Genomic DNA, 21,156 nt, shown 5'->3' on the forward strand with positions numbered 1-21,156 from the left:
TTCCCTCACTGGCTGGCAGCCGGCTGTGGGCGCTAGCCGTCGACGGTCCGCACAGCCGCGTCTGTTCGCGCCACCCAGTCGGCGTCCACGGCGCGGTCGCTGCCCTGGGAGGTTTCCGCTCCTTCGCTGTCGATGCTGACCAGCGGCTCGAAGGCGCTGGGCTGGTCGAGCGCCTGGGCCATCAGCGGGGTCGCGATCAGCTTGACGTCGTAGCCGCCGAGGCCGCGGCGGTAGGCGCCGACGGACTCCCATTCCGTCAGCAGCACCCAGGCGTTCTCGTCATCGGTGGCCCGGCCGACGCTGCCCCGGAGAAAGCCGGGACGGACGGCGAGCGCCCGCAGCGCGGCCTGGGCGGAGTCCAGGAACTCCTCGGCGGTCCCGGACGGACGGAACTGCAGGATCGCGATCACGCGCGGCCTCCACTCACTGTCTGATCCGCCGTCTGCGCTGCCGCGTCGGGATCATCGGACGCTGCCGCGCCGGGATCATCGGACGCTGCCGCGCCGGGATCATCGGACGCTGCCGCGTCGATAGCCGCGCCGAAGCGGCGGTCGCGGTTGGCATAGCTCTCGCAGGCCGACCACAGGTGCCGCCGGTCGAAGTCGGGCCAGGGGGTGTCTATGAACATCAGTTCCGCATAGGCCGACTGCCACAGCAGAAAGTTGGACGTCCGCTGCTCACCGCCGGTCCGGAGAAACAGGTCCACGTCGGGCAGGTCCGGCTCGTCGAGGTAACGCTGGAAAAGCTTCTCGTCGATCTTCGCGGGATTGAGCTTGCCCGCGGCAGCCACCTCGGCGATCCGGCGGGCGGCGTCCACGACCTCGGCTCGGCCGCCGTAGTTCACGCAGAACTGCAGGGTCAGCCGGTCATTGCGCTCGGTGAACTGCTCGGCGTCCTCCAGCTGGCTGATCACGCTGCGCCACAATCTCGGACGGCGGCCGGCCCACCGGATACGGACGCCGTACTGGTTCAGCTCGTTGCGGCGGCGCCGGATGACCTCCTTGTTGAAGCCCATCAGAAACCGGACTTCGTCCGGGGACCGCCGCCAGTTCTCGGTCGAGAAGGCGTACGCCGACACCACCTCGACGCCCAGCTCCATGGCGCCGTAGAGCACGTCCATCAGGGCGGCCTCACCGGCACGGTGCCCCTCGGTACGCGGGAGCCCGCGGGCATTGGCCCACCGTCCGTTGCCGTCCATCACGATCGCGACGTGGCGGGGCACCAGCTGCGGATCGATGGCCGGCGGCCGAGCGCCCGACGGGTGCGCCGGCGGATCGGGCCAGGTCGCGGTCAGAGGCATCCGCCAACCGTAGTACGGCCCGTGCTCCACCCCGGCATTGCCGGCCGCGGGGCCGGAGGGGCAGTCAGCGATCGACCAGCGGCAGTGATCGGATGCCACGTTCGAGGTGCCACTGCAGGTGGGCGGCGATCAGCCCGCTGACCTCGCGGCTCAGGCTGGCCAGCGCGGCGTCCGCGGTTGCCCAGTCACCGCCGAGCAGCGCCGACATGAGCAGCAGCGATTCCGGCTGCGGACGGACCGAGCCGGCCGGCCGGCAGGTCGGACACACCGCTCCGCCGGCGGGGACGTTGAATGCGGCGTGCGGCCCGGGCGCCGAGCACACCGCACAGCCGCTCAGGGCGGGTTCCCACCCGGCCAGCGACATCGACCGGATCAGGAATGCGTCCAGGATCAGCGACGAGGTGTGGTCCCGGTCGGCGAGCGAGCGCAGGGCGCCCACCAGCAACAGGTACTGGCGCAGCGCCGGCTCGCCCTCTTCGGGGGTGAGCCGCTCGGCGGTCTCGCAGATGGCCACAGCAGCCGTCCACGCGGAGTAGTCCTGGGCAACCCGGGCGCCGTAGTTGTCGACGCTCTCGACCTGCGTGATGAGGTCCAGCCCGTTGTGCCGGACGTGCCCGCGCTCGGCATCCGGCTCGGCGGTGCGGGTGTGCAGCTGGACGTCGATGTGGCTGCCCGGCTCGAGCCTGGCGCCGTACCGCGAGGTCGTCCGGCGCACGCCCTTGCCCACGGCCCGGATCCGGCCGTGCCGGCGGGTGAGCAGGGTGACGATCCGGTCGGCCTCGCCCAGCTTGTGGACGCGGAGGACAACGGCTTCGTCGCGGTAGAGCGGCACGCCACCATGGTGGCAGAAGCAGGTGACAATCCCGTTCTCCGACGACTCAACCGCGCCGCCGGCTATCGGCTTTCAACCCGGCGCTGATGCGGCGGTCGACGGCCGGCGCTACAGGGGGGCCGGCCGGAGCTCGCAGTCGCGTGGCGAGAGCCAGCGCGAACCCGGCCGAGACGAGCGCGCAACCCACCGGCACCCAGAACGCCACGTGCGCCCCGTGCCGGTCAGCAATCCCGCCCACCGCGGCCGCACCGAAGCCGTACCCGACCGACAGGCCGGTGCCGATCCAGGTCAAGCCCTCGGTGAGCGAGTCAGCCGACACGATCGAGTCCACCAGCCCGAAGCCGCTGATCAGGGTCGGGGCGATGCCCATGCCCACGACGAACGTGCAGACCGCCAGTACCGGCAGCGTGGTCGGTACCAGGTACAGAAACGGCAGCACACCGAACACCAACGCGGCCCGTACGAACCGGCGCAGCAGCGGCGTCCGCCAGTGCCGGCTGCCGTACAGGATGGCCGAGGCGGCTGAACCCGCCGCGAAGCTGGCTACGACCCAGCCGGCGCTGGCACGCTGACCGTGCTGGCCGCAGAAGGCGACCATGACGACCTCGGCGCTGCCGAAGACGGCGCCCATGAACACCATCACCAGCGTGATGAGCAGCATGCCCCGGCTCCGAAGCGCAAACGTCGGCCGCTCGCCCGGACCGCGGACCCGTAGCGGCGGATCGGTTCCGCGCTGAGAGGCCAGCCACAGCGACCCGGCGGCGATCAGCGCCATCGCCAGCCCCAGGGTGACCAGCGGGCTGGCGTGGGTCGCCAGCACGGTGGCCACCAGCGGTCCGATCACGAAGATGACCTCGTCGATGGTCGATTCCACCGAATACGCGGTCGAGCGCCGGCCCGGGTCCGCCGGCCAGACGTAGGACCACCGGGCGCGGATCAGCGCGCCGATATTGAGCAGGGATGCCCCCATCAGCATTGCCGGAAGCAGCAACGTCCACAGCGGTGTGCGGACGGTGATCAGCACGGCGAAGACGGCGGTCGCGGCGAGGTGCCCGGCGAGAAAGCGGGGCAGCACCCGATGCTGGCCGAGCCGGTCGACCAGCCGTCCGGCGATCGGGTTTCCCAGGGCACCGCCGATCACGTAGCTGCCGCTGACCAGGCCCGCGAAACCGTAGGCATGGGTGCGGCCCGAGATGATCAGGACCATGGCGATGGGATAGATCGCCATCGAGGCCCGGGACAGGAAGCCGGCCGCCGAGAAGGCGGTGGCTCCGGGAAAGGCGAAGGCGGCGCGGTAGCGGTTCAGCACGGTCGCTAGAAACCCAGCCGATCGAGCTTCTTCGGGTCGCGCTGCCACTCCCCCATGACCGACACGTGCAGCTTGAGGTTCACGCGCTGCCCGAGCAGTTCCTCGATGCCGTGGCGGGCGTCCGTGCCGATCCGCTTGAGCCGGCTGCCACCGGCGCCGAGGATGATCGGCCGCTGGCTGGTGCGCTCCAGGTGCAGGGTGGCGAAGATGTCGAGCAGCGGCGGCCGTCCCTCGGTGTCCCGTGGGTTCATCTCTTCCACGGTCACCGCGATGGAGTGCGGCAGCTCGTCGCGCACATCGGCCAGCGCGGCCTCGCGGATCAGCTCGGCGATCCTGCTCTCGTCGCTCTCGTCGGTGCGGACCTCGGAGGGGTAGAGCTGCGGTCCGGTCGGCAACCGCGCGATGAGGAGGTCCGCCAGCAGGTCCACCTGCTCGCCGGCCACGGCCGACACCGGCACCACCTCGGCGAACTCCCCCAGCTGCCCGACGGCCATCAGCTGCTCCGCGATGCGGGGCTTGGATGCCCGGTCGGTCTTGGTGACGATGGCGACAACGGGCGCCTTGAGCTGGCTCAGCTCGGCCGCGATGAATCGGTCACCGGGACCGATTTTCTCATCCGCTGGAAGGCAGAACCCGATCACGTCCACGTCTGCCAGGGTGCCGCGGACGACGTCGTTGAGCCGCTGGCCGAGCAGCGTGCGCGGGCGGTGCAGGCCCGGTGTGTCCACCAGCACGAGCTGGCCGTCCGGACGGCTGAGCACCCCGCGTACGGCACGGCGGGTGGTCTGCGGCTTGTCGCTGGTGATCACGATCTTCGAGCCGACCAGCGCGTTGGTCAGCGTCGACTTGCCGGCGTTCGGACGTCCCACGAACGCGCAGAAGCCGGAGCGGTAGACGTCCTCTTCGGAATTCACACCTCTCATTCTCCCACTCCGGGGCGCGCCCCCAGTCTCGACTCCTTCCAGACAGCACCGGCTTCGTCAAGCACCGGCTTCCCGAACATCGGCCACGACGGCCTGCGCGGGCTCCTCGTTGATCGCCACCTCGACGCGATTGCGGCCGCGCTCCTTCGCCAGATAGCTGGCGCGGTCGGCTCGTCTGAGCAGCGCCTCGGCGTTACCGGCGTGGTGCGGCAGCACCGCTACACCGAAGCTGGCGGTAATCGGCTGCGACAGCTGAGGAATCTCTTCCCGCAGGAGTGCCTCGCGCAGCTTCTCGGCCAGCACCCTCGCGCCCTCCACGTCCGTGGCAGGCGCCAGCACCAGGAATTCCTCACCGCCGATGCGTGCGGCGAAGTCGCTCTCGCGCAGATGATCGCGAAGGCACTCACCCACCGCCGACAATGCCGCGTCACCGACCTCATGGCCGTACCGGTCGTTGACCGACTTGAAGTGGTCCAGGTCGAAGGCGATCGCGGCCAGCGGCTCACTGCTGCGGCCGGCATGGGCGGCCATCCGCTTGAGCGTGTCGTTCATCGAGCGACGATTGGGCAGGCCGGTCAAGGCATCCGTCGACGCCCGGCTCTCGGCGATCGCGATGGTCTTGAGGTTCGCGAGCACCGGCGCCGCCTGAGCCACGGTATCGATCAGGCCGCGCCGGTCCGATTCCGCCAGCGGCGTTGCCTGCTCCACGAGCACCGATCCGATCACCTTGCCACCCACCAGCAGGGGTTCGCAGGTCGCCGTCCCGGGCACCTTCGAGCAGACGGCGCACGAGATCAGCTCGTCGTGGTCCGCGCCGTCCTGGTGTGCCCGTCCCAGCCGGATCGCCAGGCACGCGCGGGGCTCCGCCGCAGCCAGCGGTTCGGCGAGCACCGAGCCCGCCGGCAACTCCGTGGCGGCGCCCAGCCTGTTGTCCGAGTTGTTGCGGATGAGCACCGTCGCGCTGGCGCCGGGCAGCGAGCGTTGCAGGTGCCGGCGAACCAGCTGGTGCGCCTCAGCCTCACTGTCGACTGCCTGGATCAGGTCAGAGAATTCCCTTTGACGAATGCGGTATTTCACCTCGGTCTCACTGAAGGACAGTGCGCGCCTGGCCACCCGCTGGACCGCGAGCACGCCGACCAGGCCGAACAGCGCTGCCAGTACGACGACGACAGCGGTCGACCACAACGCCGACCGGCGCAGCGAGGCGTCCCGGCGGATGGCCAGCCGATTCCGGACTTCGGCGTTCAGGGCGCGGAACTGGTCCATCTCCTTCTTGCCCTGCTGCGCTTGGGCCACCTGCACGTGCGCCGCCGTGTTCGCCCGCCGGCGCTGGATGGTCTGCTCGGCGTACGCCTGCCATCTGCGCGCGGCGCTATCCTCGGCAGACGCCAGGCTGGTCGACTCCGGATCGCCGGCCGAAGCGCGGATCACCTCGATACGGGCCTGCTCGTATGTCGCGCGCCCGCTCAGGTACGGCTCGAGGAACTGCTCCTCGCCGGTGTAGAGGAAGCCTCGGACGCCGGTCTCCTGATCCAGCATGCGGTCAGCACGGCGACCGCGCTGTCAGTACGGGCGGCGGCGCGGGTGGCCCCGGTTCGCTGGACCTGAAAGGCGCCCAGTAAGGCGACCGTCACGGCAACCACGGCAACGAGCAGGAACGCGATCAGTCGACGGAAGTGGGACACCAGTTCTTATCGGACCAGAGACGACATGCCTGAGGCTTGAAGGTGATCGACCTATCCGCTGACCGACTCCTGACGCTTGCAGTGGAATGCATTGAACCCCAGCGTCGCGATCCTTTGAGCTCGGCGGCTGGACCCGCCATGAGCGTAGTGAGCCAAAGGTCACGGATGGATAACGGCACAGATTGATTGCAGCCAGATCTTTACGAACGGCCCTTACGACCGGCAGAATCACCCAAGGCCTCGACGGGGGCTTAGACGGCCCGCGCACTCCACCCCCCGTGGGTGCGCGGGCCCTCTCACGTCAGCTCGTTCTTACTTCAGCCGGTCGGCATCCTTGAGCCGGCCGGCGTCCTTCTGCCCACCGTCGGCCTGCCCACCGTCGGCCTGCCCACCGTCGGCCTGCCCACCGTCGGCCTGCTCCGGTGGGTCCGACGGCCCGATCGCGGCGGCCAGCAGCCCCGAGTTCGGCATCGACACGATGCCCTCGTCGGTGTCGATGGTGGTGTACATCAAGCCCGCACCGAGGATCACGCCGTCGAAGGGGCCACCCATGGCACCGCTACGGATCTTCACCCGCTGCCCCGGCACGTAGGGCCGGGCGAACAGCAAGACGAGGCCCGCGAAGAAGTTCCCCAGGGTCTGCTGGGCGGCGATACCGAAGACCACGCCGGTCACCGCGCCGCCCACCAGCAGGTTTCCCAGGTTCACGTTGAGCAGCCCGAGCAGGCCGAGCAGCACCGTGCCGTAGCCCAGGATCATGCAGATCAGCCGCACCGCCGAGCCCGCGGCCACCCCGCCGTGCGCCTCGCTCACCCTGGCGAGCTCCCCGGCGACCGAGCGGGTACCGACGATCCCGGCAATGATGAACACGACCGCCAGCCCCACCACGACGAGCGAGAGCTGCCCCTTGCTGAGGTCCAGCGTCCGGCCGAACACGGCGAAGTGGGTGCGTCTGGTGTGCTCGACGCCGCCGAAGTGGTCGCCGATCGAGAAGGCCGCCAACGCGATCAGGACGGCGGGAACGGCCCGCTTCAGGTTCGGCTTGGCCCTGGCGTCGATGGCTCGCAGGGCGTCCAGTGCGGCAGGGAAGGTGAGTGCCGGGCCGAAGCTCCTGGTCCGGCGCGGTGTTGGCTCGTCGGTCATACGCCCATCCTGTCCCACCCCGTCGCTACCGCCGGAAGGTGGCACGCCGGAGAACTACTGGACCCGCTGGCCGGCCTCGTCCTGCGGCGCGGAACGGTCCTTGGCCTGCGCCCGGCCGGACGGCCGGTGATATAAGGCGGTGACCAACCCGTCCGGGCTCAGACCGGGCGGCCAGCAGCCGGTGCGTGCCGGCCGCCGAACCGCGGCGCTTGAGTCGCAGCACGAACGCCAGCACCGTGGCCACGCCCTGGTACATGTCGGCCGGGATCTCCTGCCCGATGTCACAGACCTGGTAGAGCGTCCTGGCCAGGGCAATGTCCTGCACCATCGGAACCCGGCTCTTGTCCGCCAGTTCCCGGATCCGCGCCGCCACATGGTCGGCCCCCTTGGCCACCACCCGCGGCGCGCCGCCGCACCGGGTCATAGCGCAGCGCCCGCCACGTGGGTCGGGTTCACCACGATGACGTCGGCGGTCGGCACATCCGCCAACATCCGGTTCCGGCTGATCACCAGCGCCACTGCTGCCGATCCGGTGGCGACTACGGCCGGCGCGTGGCGCAATCAGGCGATGGAGCTGATGCCCAGGCCGTTGCGATGCCGCTGCGCCTGCGCCTGGTACGCGGTGGACACAACCTCGCCGAGCGGGTTGGACATCCGCAGCCGGCTGGCCAGCGTCCCGCGGGCCGCGACGGCGGCCGCGTAGCTGGCGACCCGGGCACCCGCGCGTCCGCTCGGCTCCTCGACCGGACGGGCCTCGGGCTCGGAGGCCGCCAGACCGTGACGCAGCAGCTTCAGCGCCTCGGCACGCAACTGAGAGATGCGGGATTCGGTGACGCTGAGCTCGGCGGCGATGTCTGACATCTGGCGGTGCTCGAAGAAGTAGGCCCGCACCACGTGGCGGAGCCGCTCGGGCAGTTCGGTGATCGCGTCGTGCAGGTAGCCGAGTTGCTCGCGGTCGAGCACAAGCTGCTCGGGGCCACGCTGGACGTCCGGAAGCATCGCCGCGCCGGTCTCCGGCGCGAAACCCTGCAAGCTGAGCAGGCTGGCCCGGTGCACGTCCGCATCGATGCCACTGAGTTCGGAGACGCTCACTCCGAGCGTCTCGGCGACCTCGTGCGAGCGCGGAGAGCGACCCAGAGTGACTGCCAACTGGTTGCGCGTCGCGTCGACCTCACGAGCACGGCCCCGCACCGAGCGGCTCGCCCAGTCCATCGACCGCAGTTCGTCGACCAGCGCGCCCCGGATCCGGATCGCGGCGAAGCGAGCGAAGGGAACGCCGCGTGACTCGTCGAAGCCCTGCGCGCTCAGCACGAGGGCGGTCATACCCGCGGACGCCAAGTCGTCGCGACCGATGTGGGCAGGCAGCCGAGTCATGGTTTCGCGGACGATGTGTCCGACGAGGGCCAGATTCTGCCGGACAAGTGTCTCTACAGAAGCAGATTTCTCTACAGAAGCAGATGTCTCTACAGAAGCAGTGGCGGAGTCGCCGGCGGGTGCACCGGTGGTCGCGGGGGCCGCCACTGCGCGAGCCTTCGTGGTCATCGACATACTCACTCATCTCTTACGGTCCCGGCGCGCCGGTCCCCGCTGTCATCGGGTGCTGCATGGTCGGTGCAAGTCACGTTCACCGACTTAACCTGGACTTAATGTAATGCCTGCGTTAAGAACTGCCTACTCAGAGTAATGTGAGTTAGATCACATAAAAGCGCCACCGGCGCGTCGCGGTGTTGGCTCCCCCTACCTGGCGCCTAGTAGCCGGCAACTACCGCACATGTTCAAGTCGATCGACCACCGGCCGATGAGTTGCTTGAACCCGAGGAGAGTGTGAGGTAGTCATGACGACGACTGCAGAAAGTAAAACCATGGGGTTCTCCGAAATATCGACACTGCTCTGGCGCGAGCGCGAGGCGCTTCAGTTGCTGCTCTTCAAGCTCGTCGAGGAGCAACTGATCGTCAGTGCTGGCCAGACGCGCTGGCTCGCTCAGGCCAACGACGAGGTCGAGGCAGCGCTGCTTCAGCTGCGCGGCACCGACGTGTTGCGCGCGGCTGAGGTGGACGCGGTAGCGGAGGATCTGGGATTGACCGGGGCACCCTCCCTGGCCGATCTCGAGGCGACCGCGCCTGAGCCGTGGGCGACGATGTTCGGAGAGCACCGGCAGGCACTGCTGCTGCTCTCCGAGGAGCTCGGCCGCACCGCCGGCGAGAACCGCGCACTACTCAGCGCCGGTGCCCGCGCCGTCCGCGAGACGCTGCTGTCCGTCACCCGCACCGTCGAGACCTATGACTCCCGCGGTTCCACCGCCGCTCCCCACAGCGCTCCGATGTTCATGGATGAGCAGGCATGAGCAGTTCCTTCTCCGGGCTCACCCACGCCCTGGCCTCGCTGAACGCCCAGAGCTACGCGCTGAGCGTCACCGGCGACAACATCGCCAACGCGAACAACCCGGGCTGCACCCGCCAGCGGGCCAACCTCACCGAGGTCGGCCCAGCGGTCGGTGTGTCGACTCTGTACGTGACCCCAGCGGTGACCGGCGGCGGAGTCACCAGCTCCGGCGCCTCCCGCCTCAACGACCCGGTGCTCGACGCCCGGGCCCGCGCCGAGCACGGCCAGAACGGCATGGCCCAGACCGATCAAGCAGCCCTGAGCAGCGTCGAGGGACTTTTCGACGAGCCCAGCGCCACCGGGCTGTCCGAGCAGCTGAACGACTTCTGGAACGCCTGGTCCGCGGTGGCCAACAACCCCGGTGGTAACGCCGGCGCCGCCGCGCGCAGCGTCGTGTTGCAGAAGTCCGCGGGGATCGCCAACAGCCTCAACGCGACCAGCGCGGCCCTCGGCCGGGTTCTGGACGGCACCAGCCTGCAGCTGACCAACTCGGTCCAGCAGGTCAATTCCGCCGTGGCGGGCCTGGCCCAGGTGAACGGCGCCATCGCAATCGCGACGGCCACCGGCTCGGACGTCAACTCCCTGGCAGACCAGCGTGACACGCTGCTCCTGCAGCTGTCCGACCTCACCGGCGCTCAGGCGACCCTGCAGGCCGACGGCACCGCCACCGTGGTTGTCGGCGGCCGGACCCTGGTCGCGGGCACCACCACGAAGACGGCCGCTCTGGACGCCACCAACCAGCTGACCGTCGGCGGCGCGCCGGCCAGCGGCACCACCGGGTCGGTCGGCGGCCTCATCAACGCCGTGAACACCGTGCTCCCCGACTACGCCAACCAGCTCGATGCCGTCGCCTCGGCCCTGGCCAGCTCGGTCAACAGCGCCCAGACGTCGGGTTACGACCTCGCCGGCAACCCGGGCAGCCCGCTGTTCAATGGCACCACGGCGGCCTCGATCTCGGTCGCGGTCACCGACCCGTCCAAGCTGGCGGCATCGGGCACTCCCGGTGGCAACTTCGACGCCTCCGTGGCCCAGAAACTTGCCGGCTTCGGCTCGCTGCCCGGCGGCGCCAACGAGGCCTACAGCGGCCTGATCGGCAACCTCGGCACCCAGGTGCAAGGTGCCACCCAGCGCGCGTCCATCCAGCAGTCGGTGACCACGAACGTCGACAAGCTGGTGCAGTCCCAGTCAGGCGTCAGCTTCGACGAGGAGACCACCAACCTGCTGACGTACCAGCGGTCATACCAGGCCTCGTCACGGGTCCTGACCACCGTCGACGAGATGCTGGATACCTTGATCGACCGCACCGGAAGGGTCGGCCTGTAATGATGAGAGTCACCGTCGGATCGGCCTCCCAGGGGGCCCTCGCCGGACTGCAGTCCACCGCCTCCCGACTGGCCGGCCTGCAGTCCCAGCTGTCCTCGGGCCGCCAGATCACCAAGCCGTCGGATTCGCCGTCCGGCACCACCGCGGCGTTGCAGTTGCGAGGTGAGCTCAAGCGGATGACCCAGTACCAGGGCAACGCCTCGGACGCCCTCGGCTGGCTGACCACCGTCGATTCCACGCTGAGCGGCGCCAACACCGAGGTGCAGAAGGTGCGCACCCTCGTCCTGCGGGGCATGAACACCGGCTCCGCAGACCCCAACTCGACCCAGGCGCTGGCCCAGCAGGTCGACCAGGCGCGCGCTTCCCTGCTGGCCCTGGCCAACGCCAGCTACCTGGGGCGTCCGGTGTTCGGTGGCACCACCGCCGGATCGCTGGCGTTCGACAGTTCCGGCACCTACGTCGGTGATACCGGGGTGGTGAGCCGGACGGTGGGTCCCAACACCAGCATCGATCTGAACACTCCCGGAACCGCGACGTTCGGCCCTGACGGCAACAACCTGTTCGACCTGCTCAGCACGGTCTCCAAGGATCTCAAGACCAACCCGAGCGCGCTGGGCGGCGACCTGGCAAACCTGGACGCCGCCCAGACCGCCCTGTCCAGCTCGCAATCTCTGGCCGGCGCGAAATACCAAAGGATCCAGACCGTGCAGACGACAGCGGGCACGAACAGTATCCAGCTCCAGTCGCAGCTCTCGGACCTGCAGGACATCGACCTGGCGAACATGGCCATCCAGGTCACCACGGCGGACGCCGCCTACCAGGCGGCGCTGGCCACCACGGCCAAAATCCAGCAAAACTCCCTACTGGACTTCTTGAGGTGAGCATGGCCATGGCAGGCGCAGTCGCCGAACGCCCTTCCCAGCAGCTGCCGACAGCACTCGAATTCGTCGCGCCGATCCCCGGCTTTCCGGACGAGCGTGCCTTCACCGTCAGCCCGCTGGACGACGGTGGCGTGCTGTACGCGCTGCGGTCGGCGCGCACGCCGGGACTGCGGTTCGTCCTGGCCTCCCCCGGGGTCTTCTTTCCCGACTACGCGCCGGATCTCACGCCCGCGGAGGTGACCCCACTCGGCGCCTCGGCCGGTGACGATCTGCTGGTGATGGTCATCGTGACCGTAACCAGCAGCCTGTCCGACGCCACCGCCAACCAGCTTGCGCCGATCGTGATCGCGCCGGATCGCGGTACCGCGATGCAGGTGGTCCTGGCGGACAGCGGCCTTTCCCTGCGCGCGCCACTGCTCGCAGCGGCAAGCTAGCGTTATCGTGACGCCGGACCGGCCTTTGTCGATGATGCCTGCTGGAGCGTGCCTTGCTGATCCTGACCCGCCGAGTGGGCGAGAGCATCGTCGTCGGCGACGACATCGTCCTCACCGTCTTCGAAGTGCGAGGCGACGCCGTCCGGATCGGGATCCAGGCGCCTCGGTCGGTTCAGGTGAACCGAAAAGAAATCTGGGAAGAACTTCAACGATCCAACGAGCAGGCGGTGTCCACGAGTGACGATGCGGTCGATGCCCTTCGCGGGGCCATCGGGGCAGCTGCGCCCGAACCGTCCGCTGACGATGTCAGCGCAGACGGAGAAAAGCGCACGTCCTGATCGTCGCGTGCCCACCCGCGTGGGGAGCACTCCATGATGTCCATTCCCGGACCCACGACGGCGGTTGTGCTGCGTGACCAGCATGGCGGTCTGTACCGCAGCGAGGTGCTGCAGTCACGCCACAACCAGCTCGTCCTCAGCCAGCCCACCGATCAAACCGGACGGGAGCTGGCGCCGGGCACCAGGCTGCTGGTGACGTGGCCGGACGACCGATCCCTGCTGGTACTGCCGGTCGTGCTCGTCGACCGTCACGAGGACGGCGGCGTCGAAACGCTGATCACGAGCGTGGACGGCGCCAGCTGGCGCGAGGAGCGCCGCGAGTACGCCCGCTCGGCCATCGCGGCAAGCTTGCGGATCTACTACCGGGATGAGAACGCCGGTGACATCACCGAGGCGGCCGGTGAACTGATCGACCTCAGCGAGGTTGCCCTCCGGTGCGTGGTGAGCGCCGCCAACCAGGCGCTCTGCCGGCCCCGCACTCCGGTCAGTGCTGAGATCGAGGTGGGCAGGGACCTTTTCGAGGTGCCGGGGCACGTACTACTCGGCAAGCAGACGGACCGGGAGGATGCGGGACTCGAGTTGGTGGTCCTCTTCGAGCGCCCGGTTCCCCGGGTGGAAGAGCTGCGACTGGTGATCAGCGAGCTGACAGCCGCCGCGGGCTAGCGGCGCGGCCTAGCGCCGGCTGCGCCGCAGGTTGCGGATGACGAGCAGTGTCAACAGCACCCCGCTCGCGCCGAGGACCTTCTTGCCGGTGGGCGAGGTCGCCTTCTCGATCATGGCGGCCTTGGCGTTGTCCATGAGGCGCTGGGGCGCCAGCCGGTCGGTGAGCTGGTCGACCGTGACCGCAAGCTGATCACGAGCCTTGTCGATCTCGGCCCGGATTTGGTTCGCATTGCGCTCGGTCCCCACCATTGCTCCTTCGTCCACAGGTCCTGAAGTGGACAGCCTAGCTACAACCCCGGCCCGCTATGTTCTGCAGCATGACGCAGCGCCTCGCCCCGGGTGACCGGGCTCCTGAATTCACCCTTCCCGATGTCGACGGCAACCAGGTGTCGCTGGCAGACCTTCGGGGTGGCCGGGTGATCGTGTACTGCTACCCCGCCGCCTCCACCCCCGGCTGCACCAAGCAAGCCTGTGACTTCCGGGACAACCTCGCGAGCTTCGCCGACGAGGGGTTCACCGTGCTCGGCATCTCCCCCGACCACCCCGCCAAGCTGGCGACGTTCCGGCAGAACGAGGGGCTGACCTTTCCGCTGCTGTCAGACCCGGACAAGGGCGTGCTGACGGCGTACGGCGCATACGGCGATAAGAAGCTCTACGGCAAGGTCGTCGTCGGGGTGATCCGGTCCACCTTCGTGATCGACGCCGACGGTGTGATCGAGCTGGCGCAGTACGGCGTCAAGGCCACCGGCCACGTCGCGAAGCTCCGGCGCGATCTTGGGCTGGTAGAGGTGCCAGTACGCTAGCCGCACGGGGCCGTAGCCCAAAGGCAGAGGCGCACGGTTTAGGTCCGTGACAGTGGGGGTTCGACTCCCCCCGGCCCTACACAACGTGTAGCCCGTATTCGTTTACCTACACTCGTCCGCTGGGCGCACGGCCCGTTCGCGGCCACGAGTGCCGTGGTGAGCGAGTAGGGGTACCTATCGATCTGCCCCGAGCGGACGCCGCACCGAGCGGGCGGACCCAATCCGCCGAGCCACTCGGTCCGAATAGCCACCATGTCGGGACCACTACGATGACGAGCATGCGCTTCGAGCGGTCTTCGGTTGCCGGCGAGCCTGTCAGCGGCGACGGTCCCGTCGGCCTCGAAAATTTGTTGGCCGCGTCCGCCCGCGGTGACGAGCAGGCGTTCGCCCGGCTGTATGACCTCACCTCGTCCCGGGTCTACGGAATGGTGCTGCGGGTGATCCGCGACGCCGCGCAGGCAGCCGAGGTCACCCAGGACATCTACCTGGAGGTCTGGCGCCAAGCTGCCAGGTTCGACTCTGACAAGGGCGCCGTCCTCCCGTGGCTGCTGATGATCGCGCATCGCCGCGCCGTCGACCGGGTTCGGTCCGCGCAGTCCGCGGTGGTGCGCGACGACAAGTACGCGGTCCTGACTGAAGAGCGGCCGTACGACTCGGTGAGCGAGCAGGTTCAGACCAGCCTGGACGCCCAGCGGGTGCGCAAGGTGCTCAGCGATCTGACTCCGGCGCAGCGTGAGGCGGTCAGCCTGGCGTACTTCGGGGGTTACACGCACAGCGAGGTCGCCGAACTGCTGAAGATTCCGCTCGGCACGGTCAAGACCAGGATCAGGGACGGTTTGATCCGTATGCGCGACGCACTGGGGGTGCTGTCATGAGCGACGAACTGAATGTCCTGGCGGGCGCCTACGCCCTGGACGCGTTGGAGCCCGAGGAGCGAGAGGTCTTCGAGGAGCACCTCGCCGGCTGCCAGGAGTGCGCCGCCGAGGTACGCGGCATGCGAGCCGCCGCGGCCGAGCTGAGCAACCTGACCGAGGTCGCCCCGCCGCCGCAGTTGCGGGGTGACGTGCTGGCCGCCATCCGGCAGGTTCGGCCGCTGCCGCCCGTGGTCGACAACGTCATAGCCCTACGCAGGGCGCGCACCGGACGCTCGGTGTGGCAGCTGGCCGCGGCTGCGTGCGCGCTGATCGCCATTGTGGTCTCGGGCTGGGGCTATTCCCAGCACCGGGACGCCCAGCGGTCGGTGACGGCGCGGCCCTCGGTCGTGGAGCAGGTGCTCAGGGCGCCTGACGTGGCGGCGAGGACCACGTCCCTCGACCAGGGCAAGGGCACGCTGCTGTACTCCAAGAGCCAGCACGAGGTCGTCCTCATCGGGCACGGCATGCCGGCGCTTCCGGCCGGCAAGACGTACCAGCTGTGGATGCTGCCTTCAGCGGGCAATCCGGTGTCCGGAGGCATCTTCCAGCCCGACCAGGGCGGCAACGTGGAACTGGCCGCGTCGGGCAACCTCGAAACCGTCGGCAAGATGGGCATCTCGGTCGAGCCGACCGGTGGTTCGGCGCAGCCGACCGCGGGCACGGTCAAGCTGCTCAATCTCTGACCGGCTGGCAGTAACTCGCTTCGTGCCGGGCGTCGGTTCTGTCAGGCTGTTCCGATGGCCTCCGACTTCGAACGCCTGATCGCAGAGGGCGAGTCCGCGCCGGTGGCCGGCTGGGACTTCTCCTGGTTCGCCGGCCGGGCCACTGAGCAGCGGCCGGCCTGGGGCTATGCCCGCCTGATCGGCGAGCGGATGGCGGCTGTCTCGTCCGGGCTCGACATCCAGACCGGCGGCGGTGAGGTGCTGGCCACCATCGGCCAGCCGCCGCCCCGGCTGTGCGCGACCGAGTCGTGGCCCCCGAACGGCGCGATCGCCACCCGCAACCTCGCACCGCTGGGCTGTGCTGTGGTCCAGGTCGGCGACGACCAGCCGCTGCCCTTCCGGCCGGCGAGCTTCGACCTGATCACCAGCCGACACCCCACGGTGGTGTTGTGGCACGAGATCTCCAGGGTGCTCCGTCCGGGTGGTACGTACCTGTCGCAGCAGATCGGGGTGGGTTCCAACCGGGCGCTGTACGAGTACCTGATGGGGCCACTGCCACATCCCGCCGACACCGGCGTCGAGCGGGTGCGGCAGGCGCTGGCGGATGCGGGGCTCACCCCGGTGGACGTCCGGCACGAGTCCACCCGGGTCACCTTCGATGACATCGGCGCCGTGGTGGCGTTCCTGCGCAAGGTGATCTGGACGGTGCCGGATTTCTCGGTGCGGCGCTACCGCCAACGGTTGTCCGAGCTGCACGACCAGATCCAGCGCGAGGGCCCGTTCGCGTCGTCCTCCGAGCGGGTTCTGGTCGTTGCCGAGAAGCCGGCTCAGCGGATGGCGCCGTCGTGCTGAGACGATGCGGGTGTGATGCAGATGCGGGTGCTCGTGCCGACCGAGCACCCGCAGGCATGACCGTTGCCGGCGTGCTCACCCGATCGCTGCAGCCCTCGATCCGGCGCACGGCCGAGCGGAGGGCGGCATGATCGCCGCGGACGCTTTTCGTGACCAGCCCGTGCTGACCGGCGAGCTGGTGCGGCTGGAGCCCCTGACCACCGCGGTGCTCGATGACTATCTACGGGCGCTGGCGGATCCCGAGGTCACCCGGCCGACCGGAACCCATGCCACGTTCGAGCGAGCGGGCATTCAGGCATGGCTGGCGAGCCGTGCGCAGCAGCACGACCGGGCGGACTGGGCGGTGTTGCGGACCGCGGACGGCGCGTTTCTCGGTGAGGCGGTGCTCAATGACGTCGAACCGGACGACGCCTGCGCCAACTACCGGATCTGGCTCGCCGGTCCCGCCGTCTTCGGCCGTGGTTACGGCACCGAGGTGACCCGACTGGTGCTGGACTACGCCCTGGACACCGTCGGCTTGCATCGGGTCAGCCTCGGCGTCTACGACTTCAACCCGAGGGCGCGGCGGGTGTACGAGAAGTGCGGCTTCCTGACCGAGGGACGACGGCGGGACGCGCTGCGCTGGGATGGCCAGTGGCACGACGAGATCCTGATGTCGGTGCTCGCCACCGATCCGCGCTGACCCGGGGTTGCCGGATCGTCGTACGGCAGCGTGGCTGTACGGTCCGAGGTGTGACTGACTCCGATTCGGCTCCTGACAGCTGGGGCCCCGCGCGCTCGAAGACGATCCGCTGGCACGACCCGCACGCCACCGCCAAGGCGTTGTACGAGCTGACCGGGCTGCAGGCGCTCGAGGCCATCCGCGACGGTGTGGTGGCACCCCCGCCGATCTCGTCCCACTTCGACTTCGCGGTCAGCTCCATCCGCGAGGGCGAGGTGGTGTTCAGCTGCACGCCGGACGAGTCCGCGTACAACCCGATCGGCATGGTGCACGGCGGCCTGGTGTGCACGCTGCTCGACACCGTCATCGGCTGCTCCGTGCACACCACCCTGCCGGCCCGGGTGACCTACACCTCGATCGAGCTGAAGGTGAACTATCTGCGCCCCGTCCATGCCGACGGCGGCACGCTGCAGGCCAGGGGCTGGGTGAGCAAGCCCGGCCGCCGCGTCGCCTACGCCGAGGGCGAGGTGCGCAGCGCCGACGGAAAGGTACTCGCCACCGCCAGCGGCAGTTGTCTGATCATGGCAGAGGAGCGGTAGCCGGCCGGGTCAGGAGACCTTGCCCTCCGTCCGCAGCGGCCGGCCGACCGAGCTGACGCACTTGCCGTCGGTCAGCCGCCACTTCCACCCATGCATCTGGCAGGTCAGCACATCGCCCTCGACCTGGCCGAACCGCGTCAGGTCGGCCTTCAGGTGCGGGCAGCGGCGCTGGAACGCCCAGCCGTCCATGGTGATGGTCTCGTCGTCGTTGGCCGCCTCGGCGAACCAGCCCTCGGCGTAGTTGAGCCGCTCCTCCGACAGGCACTTGAAAAACGTGTAGACGTACTCGTTGTACGGCCCGATCCGGGTCGCGGTGAAGCGGCAGGACAGGAACAGCGAGTTCACCCAGTCGATCTCGTGCTCGAAGATCAGCTGCTCGAGGTAGGCGCGCTTGGTCTGGAACCGGTACCGGATCTTCTCGCCATCGTAAGGGCGAACCTCACGGGTCACGAAGTTGAGCAGGAAGTCGACGTCGCCGCGCTCGTCGTCGGTCGCGGTGAACCGGATGCCGCCGTTGATGCCCGCCGCCATCTGGTCGGCCTGGCGCAGCAGCGGCGTGAACCACTCGGTGATCTCGGCCAGCACGTCCATCTCGGGATGGGCCCAGGTGGCCTTGGCCTTCTCGACCTCGGGCTGGCGCCGGTTCCGCATGTCCACCAGGTACGGGGTCTTGTCGGCGAACAGCTTCTCGACCTCGGCGTCATCGATCGGGTGCGTCACCGGGCAGCCGGGCCGCGTCACCTCGGCGACCGTCCCGGGCAGCAGCAGCCGCCCGTTGTCGCGGCCGTGCTCGGCCAGCCAGTCCAGGTACACCTTCTGATCCGGAAAGATGTTGGACTCGTCGCCGAAGATGTCGTTGAAGCCCCATAGCTCGTCGTCGAGGAAGCACGGCGGCCCGGCGGTCGGGAACACGTAGCCGGCCCCGAGGTCGTCGATGTAGCGCAGGCTGCGGTCGAACTGGCGCTCACGCTTCGTCGCACCGAGCGCCTGCTTCGCGCGTTTGGGCAGGTCATAGACCATCGGAAACCAGATGGCGCCGGAGAACTGCAGCATGTGCACGTCCACGTGCCCGAGGCGCTGGTACGCCGTGAGGTCCGACGGCCGGGCGTCGTTCTGGTTGAAGAGGACGGTCTTGCCGTCGCTGAGCCACAGGGCCGAATCCCCGATGGGGCCGTCCGTGGGTGAGGTCAGCGAGGTGATCATCACCTGCAGGCCGTCCACGTCCACGACCTCGTTGTTGGTGGTCTTGACGAACGAGGTGAAGCCGATCTCGCGGAGGCGGTCCTCCAGCTCCGACGTCGGGTAATTGGGCAATAACACCGTCGCCTTCTTGCTGATGTGGCGCTTGAGGTGCTCGGGATCGAAGTGGTCGCGGTGCAGGTGCGAGACGAAGAGGAAGTCCGCCTGACCGATGGTGTCCCAGTCGAGTTGAGAGTTGTCCGGAAAGGGAAACCAGGACCCGAAATAGGCTGGATTGACCCACGGATCGGTCAGCACACTGCCGAACTCGGTCTCGATCAAGGCACTTGCATGGCCCAGGCCGGTCACTCGCATGAATCTGTGCTCGCTTTCTGCAACGCTACGACAATTCGTCCGCTGCTCACGGTAGTCGCTGAGCCGGCCGGACCGGGCGTGGCCGGCTCCCGGCGAGTTCACCTCCTGACACCTAGGACGTACCTCCTGGCACCTTCGATCCAGTGACGCTGGACCGTTGCCGGTGCAAGGGCTTAGCATCCCGACACCGGCATTGCGGTCGGCGTTGATCCACCGGAATCGATCCTGACGTCGAGAGAAGGGCACGCCGGATGGCAAGAAGGTCGGACTCAGTGGGCACGGAGCTCGCAGGAGGGGCGCGTGCGGCCGGCGACGTCGCGGTGGACGAGGACGAGCGACGGCTGGCAGAACTCGGGTACAAGCAGGAGTTGCACCGGTCCTGGTCCGGATTCTCCAACTTCGCCATCTCGTTCTCGATCATCTCGATCCTGGCGGGGTGCTTCACCAGCTTCGGCCTCGGCTGGAACAACGGCGGCCCGGCGGCGATCGCCTGGGGCTGGCCGATCATCTCGATGTTCATCCTGGTGATCGGGCTGTGCATGTCCGAGCTGGTGTCCGCCTTCCCGACGTCGGGTGGCATCTACTGGTGGGCAGCCAAGCTGGGCGGTCCGAAGGCCGGCTACTACACCGGCTGGCTCAACCTGATCGGGCTGCTCGCCATCGACGCGTCGGTGGCATACGGCTGCGCCACCTTCACCGACTCGACGATCAGCGCGTTCAGCGGGTCCTGGGCGTCCCACTACAGCCTCAACCGGGTGTTCGTGCTGTTCCTGGTGGTGCTGCTGCTCGCCGGGCTGGTCAACATCTTCTCCAGCCACCTGCTCGCCGTCCTGAACAACATCTCGGTCTGGTGGCACGTCGCCGGGGCGGCCGCGGTGGTGCTGATCCTGTTCCTGGTGCCCACCCACCATGCCAGCGTGTCCGCGGTCTTCACCCACACCGTGAACAACAGTGGATTGTTCAACGGCAGCACGCACGGCGCCGGTTTTCTGCTGTACGTCCTGCCTATCTCGGTCATCCTCACCCAGTACACGATCACCGGCTACGACGCCTCCGCCCACCTCTCGGAGGAGACGCGGTCAGCGGCGAACTCGGCGGCCAAGGGAATCTGGCAGTCCATCTTCTACTCCGCGATCGGTGGCTGGATCCTGTTGCTGTCGTTCCTCTTCGCGGTGCAGGACGAGGGCGGCGTCACCAAGGGCGGCGGTGGGGTCGGTGTCATCTTCTCGCAGGCTCTCACCAGCCGCTGGGGTGGCACGGTGCTGCTCATCTCGGCAGCCGGGCAGTTCTTCTGCACCGTGGCGTGCATGACGTCCACGACCCGGATGCTGTACGCGTTCAGCCGGGATGGGGCAGTGCCGGGCGGCCGGTACTGGTCGGCGCTCAACGCCAAGCGAGTGCCGGTGTACGGCGTCATCGCCTCGGCGGTCGTCGCAGTGCTGCTGACGCTGCCCGCGCTGGTGAAGGTGGACATCAACGGGGCACCGGTGCCGGTCGCGTTCTACGCCGTCGTGTCGATCGGCGTCATCGGCCTGTACGTGGCATTCGGAATCCCGATCTTCCTGCGCTGGCGAGCCGGCTCGAACTTCACCCCAGGCGGCTGGACGCTCGGGTCGAGGTACCGGTGGATGTGCCTGCTGGCGGTGGCCGAGATCGCGGTCACCTCGATCATCGCGCTGCTGCCGACATCACCCGGCGGGGTGCCGGGTAACAGCGGTTTTGCCTGGAAGTTCGTCAACTACACACCCATCGTGGTGCTCGGCGCACTGCTGTTGCTGTGGATTGCCTGGCACGTTTCGGTCAAGAAATGGTTCACCGGGCCGAAGATCACAGTGGGGACTCCACCGTCGACCTGACTTTCGTGCGACGAGCACCGGAGCTGCGGCGGACGGCTGGC

At 68.5% G+C, this 21,156-nt stretch carries 23 protein-coding genes, 1 tRNA gene and 1 pseudogene; 14 read left to right on the top strand and 11 right to left on the bottom strand.

Features of this window, described 5'->3' with window-relative positions; all coding sequences use genetic code 11:
• Positions 1-32: 32 nt before the first annotated feature.
• The 9 genes and pseudogenes from RM423_RS09035 to RM423_RS09080 all read right to left on the bottom strand — a co-directional run bounded on the left by RM423_RS09035 (position 33) and on the right by RM423_RS09080 (position 8,740).
• Entirely contained in the window at positions 33-410 is a 378-nt protein-coding gene (locus RM423_RS09035) for an antibiotic biosynthesis monooxygenase family protein (RefSeq protein ID WP_311422690.1), read from the bottom strand.
• Positions 407-1,300, bottom strand: coding sequence for an isoprenyl transferase (locus RM423_RS09040; protein WP_311422691.1), 894 nt, complete (start codon positions 1,298-1,300; stop codon positions 407-409). The genes RM423_RS09035 and RM423_RS09040 overlap by 4 nt, the downstream gene beginning before the upstream one ends.
• A gap of 64 nt (positions 1,301-1,364) precedes the next feature.
• Complete coding sequence (gene recO / locus RM423_RS09045; RefSeq protein ID WP_311422692.1) at positions 1,365-2,132, bottom strand: DNA repair protein RecO; 768 nt, start codon at positions 2,130-2,132, stop codon at positions 1,365-1,367.
• Positions 2,133-2,178: 46 nt separating this feature from the next.
• The gene (locus RM423_RS09050; RefSeq protein ID WP_311422693.1) at positions 2,179-3,441 is read right to left on the bottom strand and encodes an MFS transporter; all 1,263 of its coding nucleotides are present in this window, start codon (positions 3,439-3,441) and stop codon (positions 2,179-2,181) included.
• 5 nt (positions 3,442-3,446) lie between these two features.
• Positions 3,447-4,364, bottom strand: coding sequence for a GTPase Era (era, locus tag RM423_RS09055; protein ID WP_396327655.1), 918 nt, complete (start codon positions 4,362-4,364; stop codon positions 3,447-3,449).
• A 57-nt stretch (positions 4,365-4,421) separates the two neighbouring features.
• Positions 4,422-5,903 carry a diguanylate cyclase gene (locus RM423_RS09060; RefSeq protein WP_311422695.1) on the bottom strand — a complete coding sequence of 494 codons (1,482 nt, stop codon included), beginning with the start codon at positions 5,901-5,903 and terminating at the stop codon, positions 4,422-4,424.
• Positions 5,904-6,361: 458 nt separating this feature from the next.
• The gene (locus RM423_RS09065; protein ID WP_311422696.1) at positions 6,362-7,192 is read right to left on the bottom strand and encodes a mechanosensitive ion channel family protein; all 831 of its coding nucleotides are present in this window, start codon (positions 7,190-7,192) and stop codon (positions 6,362-6,364) included.
• Positions 7,193-7,217: 25 nt separating this feature from the next.
• Positions 7,218-7,705: pseudogene (locus tag RM423_RS09070) on the bottom strand (EscU/YscU/HrcU family type III secretion system export apparatus switch protein); the annotation flags it as partial.
• A 48-nt stretch (positions 7,706-7,753) separates the two neighbouring features.
• A complete protein-coding gene (locus RM423_RS09080; RefSeq protein ID WP_311422699.1) occupies positions 7,754-8,740 on the bottom strand; it encodes a sigma-70 family RNA polymerase sigma factor in 987 nt (328 codons plus the stop codon).
• A 287-nt stretch (positions 8,741-9,027) separates the two neighbouring features.
• On the opposite strand from RM423_RS09080, the gene flgN reads away from it, so the two are divergent.
• Genes flgN through RM423_RS09110 form a run of 6 tightly spaced genes read left to right on the top strand, consistent with a single transcriptional unit; the run spans position 9,028 to position 13,214 of the window.
• Positions 9,028-9,537 (top strand): flagellar export chaperone FlgN, encoded by a 510-nt coding sequence (gene flgN, locus RM423_RS09085; RefSeq protein WP_311422700.1) that lies wholly within the window; start codon positions 9,028-9,030, stop codon positions 9,535-9,537.
• Entirely contained in the window at positions 9,534-10,898 is a 1,365-nt protein-coding gene (gene flgK / locus RM423_RS09090) for a flagellar hook-associated protein FlgK (RefSeq protein ID WP_311422701.1), read from the top strand. The genes flgN and flgK overlap by 4 nt, the downstream gene beginning before the upstream one ends.
• Positions 10,898-11,779: a flagellar hook-associated protein FlgL gene (flgL, locus tag RM423_RS09095; RefSeq protein ID WP_311422702.1), complete on the top strand. Its 882-nt coding sequence runs from the start codon at positions 10,898-10,900 to the stop codon at positions 11,777-11,779. Before flgK ends, flgL begins: the two co-directional genes overlap by 1 nt.
• Positions 11,780-11,787: 8 nt before the next feature.
• Positions 11,788-12,213, top strand: coding sequence for a flagellar assembly protein FliW (gene fliW, locus RM423_RS09100; RefSeq protein ID WP_311422703.1), 426 nt, complete (start codon positions 11,788-11,790; stop codon positions 12,211-12,213).
• 53 nt (positions 12,214-12,266) lie between these two features.
• On the top strand, positions 12,267-12,551 hold the full coding sequence (gene csrA / locus RM423_RS09105) for a carbon storage regulator CsrA (RefSeq protein ID WP_311422704.1): 285 nt from the start codon (positions 12,267-12,269) through the stop codon (positions 12,549-12,551).
• A gap of 33 nt (positions 12,552-12,584) precedes the next feature.
• Complete coding sequence (locus tag RM423_RS09110) at positions 12,585-13,214, top strand: hypothetical protein (protein ID WP_311422705.1); 630 nt, start codon at positions 12,585-12,587, stop codon at positions 13,212-13,214.
• Positions 13,215-13,223: 9 nt separating this feature from the next.
• Here the strand turns inward: RM423_RS09110 and RM423_RS09115 are convergent, their stop codons facing one another.
• A complete protein-coding gene (locus tag RM423_RS09115; protein ID WP_311422706.1) occupies positions 13,224-13,463 on the bottom strand; it encodes a DUF3618 domain-containing protein in 240 nt (79 codons plus the stop codon).
• Between the two features lie 68 nt (positions 13,464-13,531).
• Between RM423_RS09115 and bcp the strand changes: the two genes are divergently transcribed.
• From bcp to RM423_RS09150, 7 genes are all read left to right on the top strand, one after another.
• Complete coding sequence (bcp, locus tag RM423_RS09120; protein WP_311422707.1) at positions 13,532-14,017, top strand: thioredoxin-dependent thiol peroxidase; 486 nt, start codon at positions 13,532-13,534, stop codon at positions 14,015-14,017.
• A gap of 6 nt (positions 14,018-14,023) precedes the next feature.
• Positions 14,024-14,096 (top strand) — tRNA-Leu (locus RM423_RS09125).
• A 199-nt stretch (positions 14,097-14,295) separates the two neighbouring features.
• Positions 14,296-14,892, top strand: coding sequence for an ECF RNA polymerase sigma factor SigK (sigK, locus tag RM423_RS09130; RefSeq protein WP_311422708.1), 597 nt, complete (start codon positions 14,296-14,298; stop codon positions 14,890-14,892).
• The gene (locus tag RM423_RS09135; RefSeq protein ID WP_311422709.1) at positions 14,889-15,614 is read left to right on the top strand and encodes an anti-sigma factor; all 726 of its coding nucleotides are present in this window, start codon (positions 14,889-14,891) and stop codon (positions 15,612-15,614) included. Before sigK ends, RM423_RS09135 begins: the two co-directional genes overlap by 4 nt.
• A gap of 54 nt (positions 15,615-15,668) precedes the next feature.
• Entirely contained in the window at positions 15,669-16,445 is a 777-nt protein-coding gene (locus tag RM423_RS09140) for a class I SAM-dependent methyltransferase (RefSeq protein WP_311422710.1), read from the top strand.
• Between the two features lie 127 nt (positions 16,446-16,572).
• Positions 16,573-17,127: a GNAT family N-acetyltransferase gene (locus RM423_RS09145; RefSeq protein ID WP_311422711.1), complete on the top strand. Its 555-nt coding sequence runs from the start codon at positions 16,573-16,575 to the stop codon at positions 17,125-17,127.
• A 50-nt stretch (positions 17,128-17,177) separates the two neighbouring features.
• Positions 17,178-17,705: a PaaI family thioesterase gene (locus RM423_RS09150; RefSeq protein ID WP_311422712.1), complete on the top strand. Its 528-nt coding sequence runs from the start codon at positions 17,178-17,180 to the stop codon at positions 17,703-17,705.
• 9 nt (positions 17,706-17,714) lie between these two features.
• Here the strand turns inward: RM423_RS09150 and RM423_RS09155 are convergent, their stop codons facing one another.
• On the bottom strand, positions 17,715-19,259 hold the full coding sequence (locus tag RM423_RS09155; protein ID WP_396327656.1) for a Rieske 2Fe-2S domain-containing protein: 1,545 nt from the start codon (positions 19,257-19,259) through the stop codon (positions 17,715-17,717).
• Positions 19,260-19,531: 272 nt separating this feature from the next.
• Between RM423_RS09155 and RM423_RS09160 the strand changes: the two genes are divergently transcribed.
• Positions 19,532-21,115, top strand: a complete 1,584-nt coding sequence (locus tag RM423_RS09160; RefSeq protein WP_311422714.1) for an amino acid permease — start codon at positions 19,532-19,534, stop codon at positions 21,113-21,115.
• Positions 21,116-21,156 lie beyond the last annotated feature (41 nt).

The organism is Jatrophihabitans lederbergiae, from assembly GCF_031845305.1.
GTDB classification, from domain to species: domain Bacteria; phylum Actinomycetota; class Actinomycetes; order Mycobacteriales; family Jatrophihabitantaceae; genus Jatrophihabitans_A; species Jatrophihabitans_A lederbergiae.

What these genes read in the sequence shown, in the direction of transcription:
- RM423_RS09040 (WP_311422691.1), bottom strand. Translation starts at nt 1,300, where the DNA reads ATGCCTCTGACCGCGACCTGGCCCGATCCGCCGGCGCACCCGTCGGGC.
- era (WP_396327655.1), bottom strand. Translation starts at nt 4,364, where the DNA reads ATGAGAGGTGTGAATTCCGAAGAGGACGTCTACCGCTCCGGCTTCTGC.
- RM423_RS09060 (WP_311422695.1), bottom strand. Translation starts at nt 5,903, where the DNA reads ATGCTGGATCAGGAGACCGGCGTCCGAGGCTTCCTCTACACCGGCGAG.
- RM423_RS09065 (WP_311422696.1), bottom strand. Translation starts at nt 7,192, where the DNA reads ATGACCGACGAGCCAACACCGCGCCGGACCAGGAGCTTCGGCCCGGCA.
- RM423_RS09080 (WP_311422699.1), bottom strand. Translation starts at nt 8,740, where the DNA reads ATGTCGATGACCACGAAGGCTCGCGCAGTGGCGGCCCCCGCGACCACC.
- flgN (WP_311422700.1), top strand. Translation starts at nt 9,028, where the DNA reads ATGACGACGACTGCAGAAAGTAAAACCATGGGGTTCTCCGAAATATCG.
- flgK (WP_311422701.1), top strand. Translation starts at nt 9,534, where the DNA reads ATGAGCAGTTCCTTCTCCGGGCTCACCCACGCCCTGGCCTCGCTGAAC.
- flgL (WP_311422702.1), top strand. Translation starts at nt 10,898, where the DNA reads ATGATGAGAGTCACCGTCGGATCGGCCTCCCAGGGGGCCCTCGCCGGA.
- fliW (WP_311422703.1), top strand. Translation starts at nt 11,788, where the DNA reads ATGGCAGGCGCAGTCGCCGAACGCCCTTCCCAGCAGCTGCCGACAGCA.
- RM423_RS09110 (WP_311422705.1), top strand. Translation starts at nt 12,585, where the DNA reads ATGATGTCCATTCCCGGACCCACGACGGCGGTTGTGCTGCGTGACCAG.
- RM423_RS09115 (WP_311422706.1), bottom strand. Translation starts at nt 13,463, where the DNA reads ATGGTGGGGACCGAGCGCAATGCGAACCAAATCCGGGCCGAGATCGAC.
- bcp (WP_311422707.1), top strand. Translation starts at nt 13,532, where the DNA reads ATGACGCAGCGCCTCGCCCCGGGTGACCGGGCTCCTGAATTCACCCTT.
- sigK (WP_311422708.1), top strand. Translation starts at nt 14,296, where the DNA reads ATGCGCTTCGAGCGGTCTTCGGTTGCCGGCGAGCCTGTCAGCGGCGAC.
- RM423_RS09135 (WP_311422709.1), top strand. Translation starts at nt 14,889, where the DNA reads ATGAGCGACGAACTGAATGTCCTGGCGGGCGCCTACGCCCTGGACGCG.
- RM423_RS09140 (WP_311422710.1), top strand. Translation starts at nt 15,669, where the DNA reads ATGGCCTCCGACTTCGAACGCCTGATCGCAGAGGGCGAGTCCGCGCCG.
- RM423_RS09145 (WP_311422711.1), top strand. Translation starts at nt 16,573, where the DNA reads ATGATCGCCGCGGACGCTTTTCGTGACCAGCCCGTGCTGACCGGCGAG.
- RM423_RS09155 (WP_396327656.1), bottom strand. Translation starts at nt 19,259, where the DNA reads ATGCGAGTGACCGGCCTGGGCCATGCAAGTGCCTTGATCGAGACCGAG.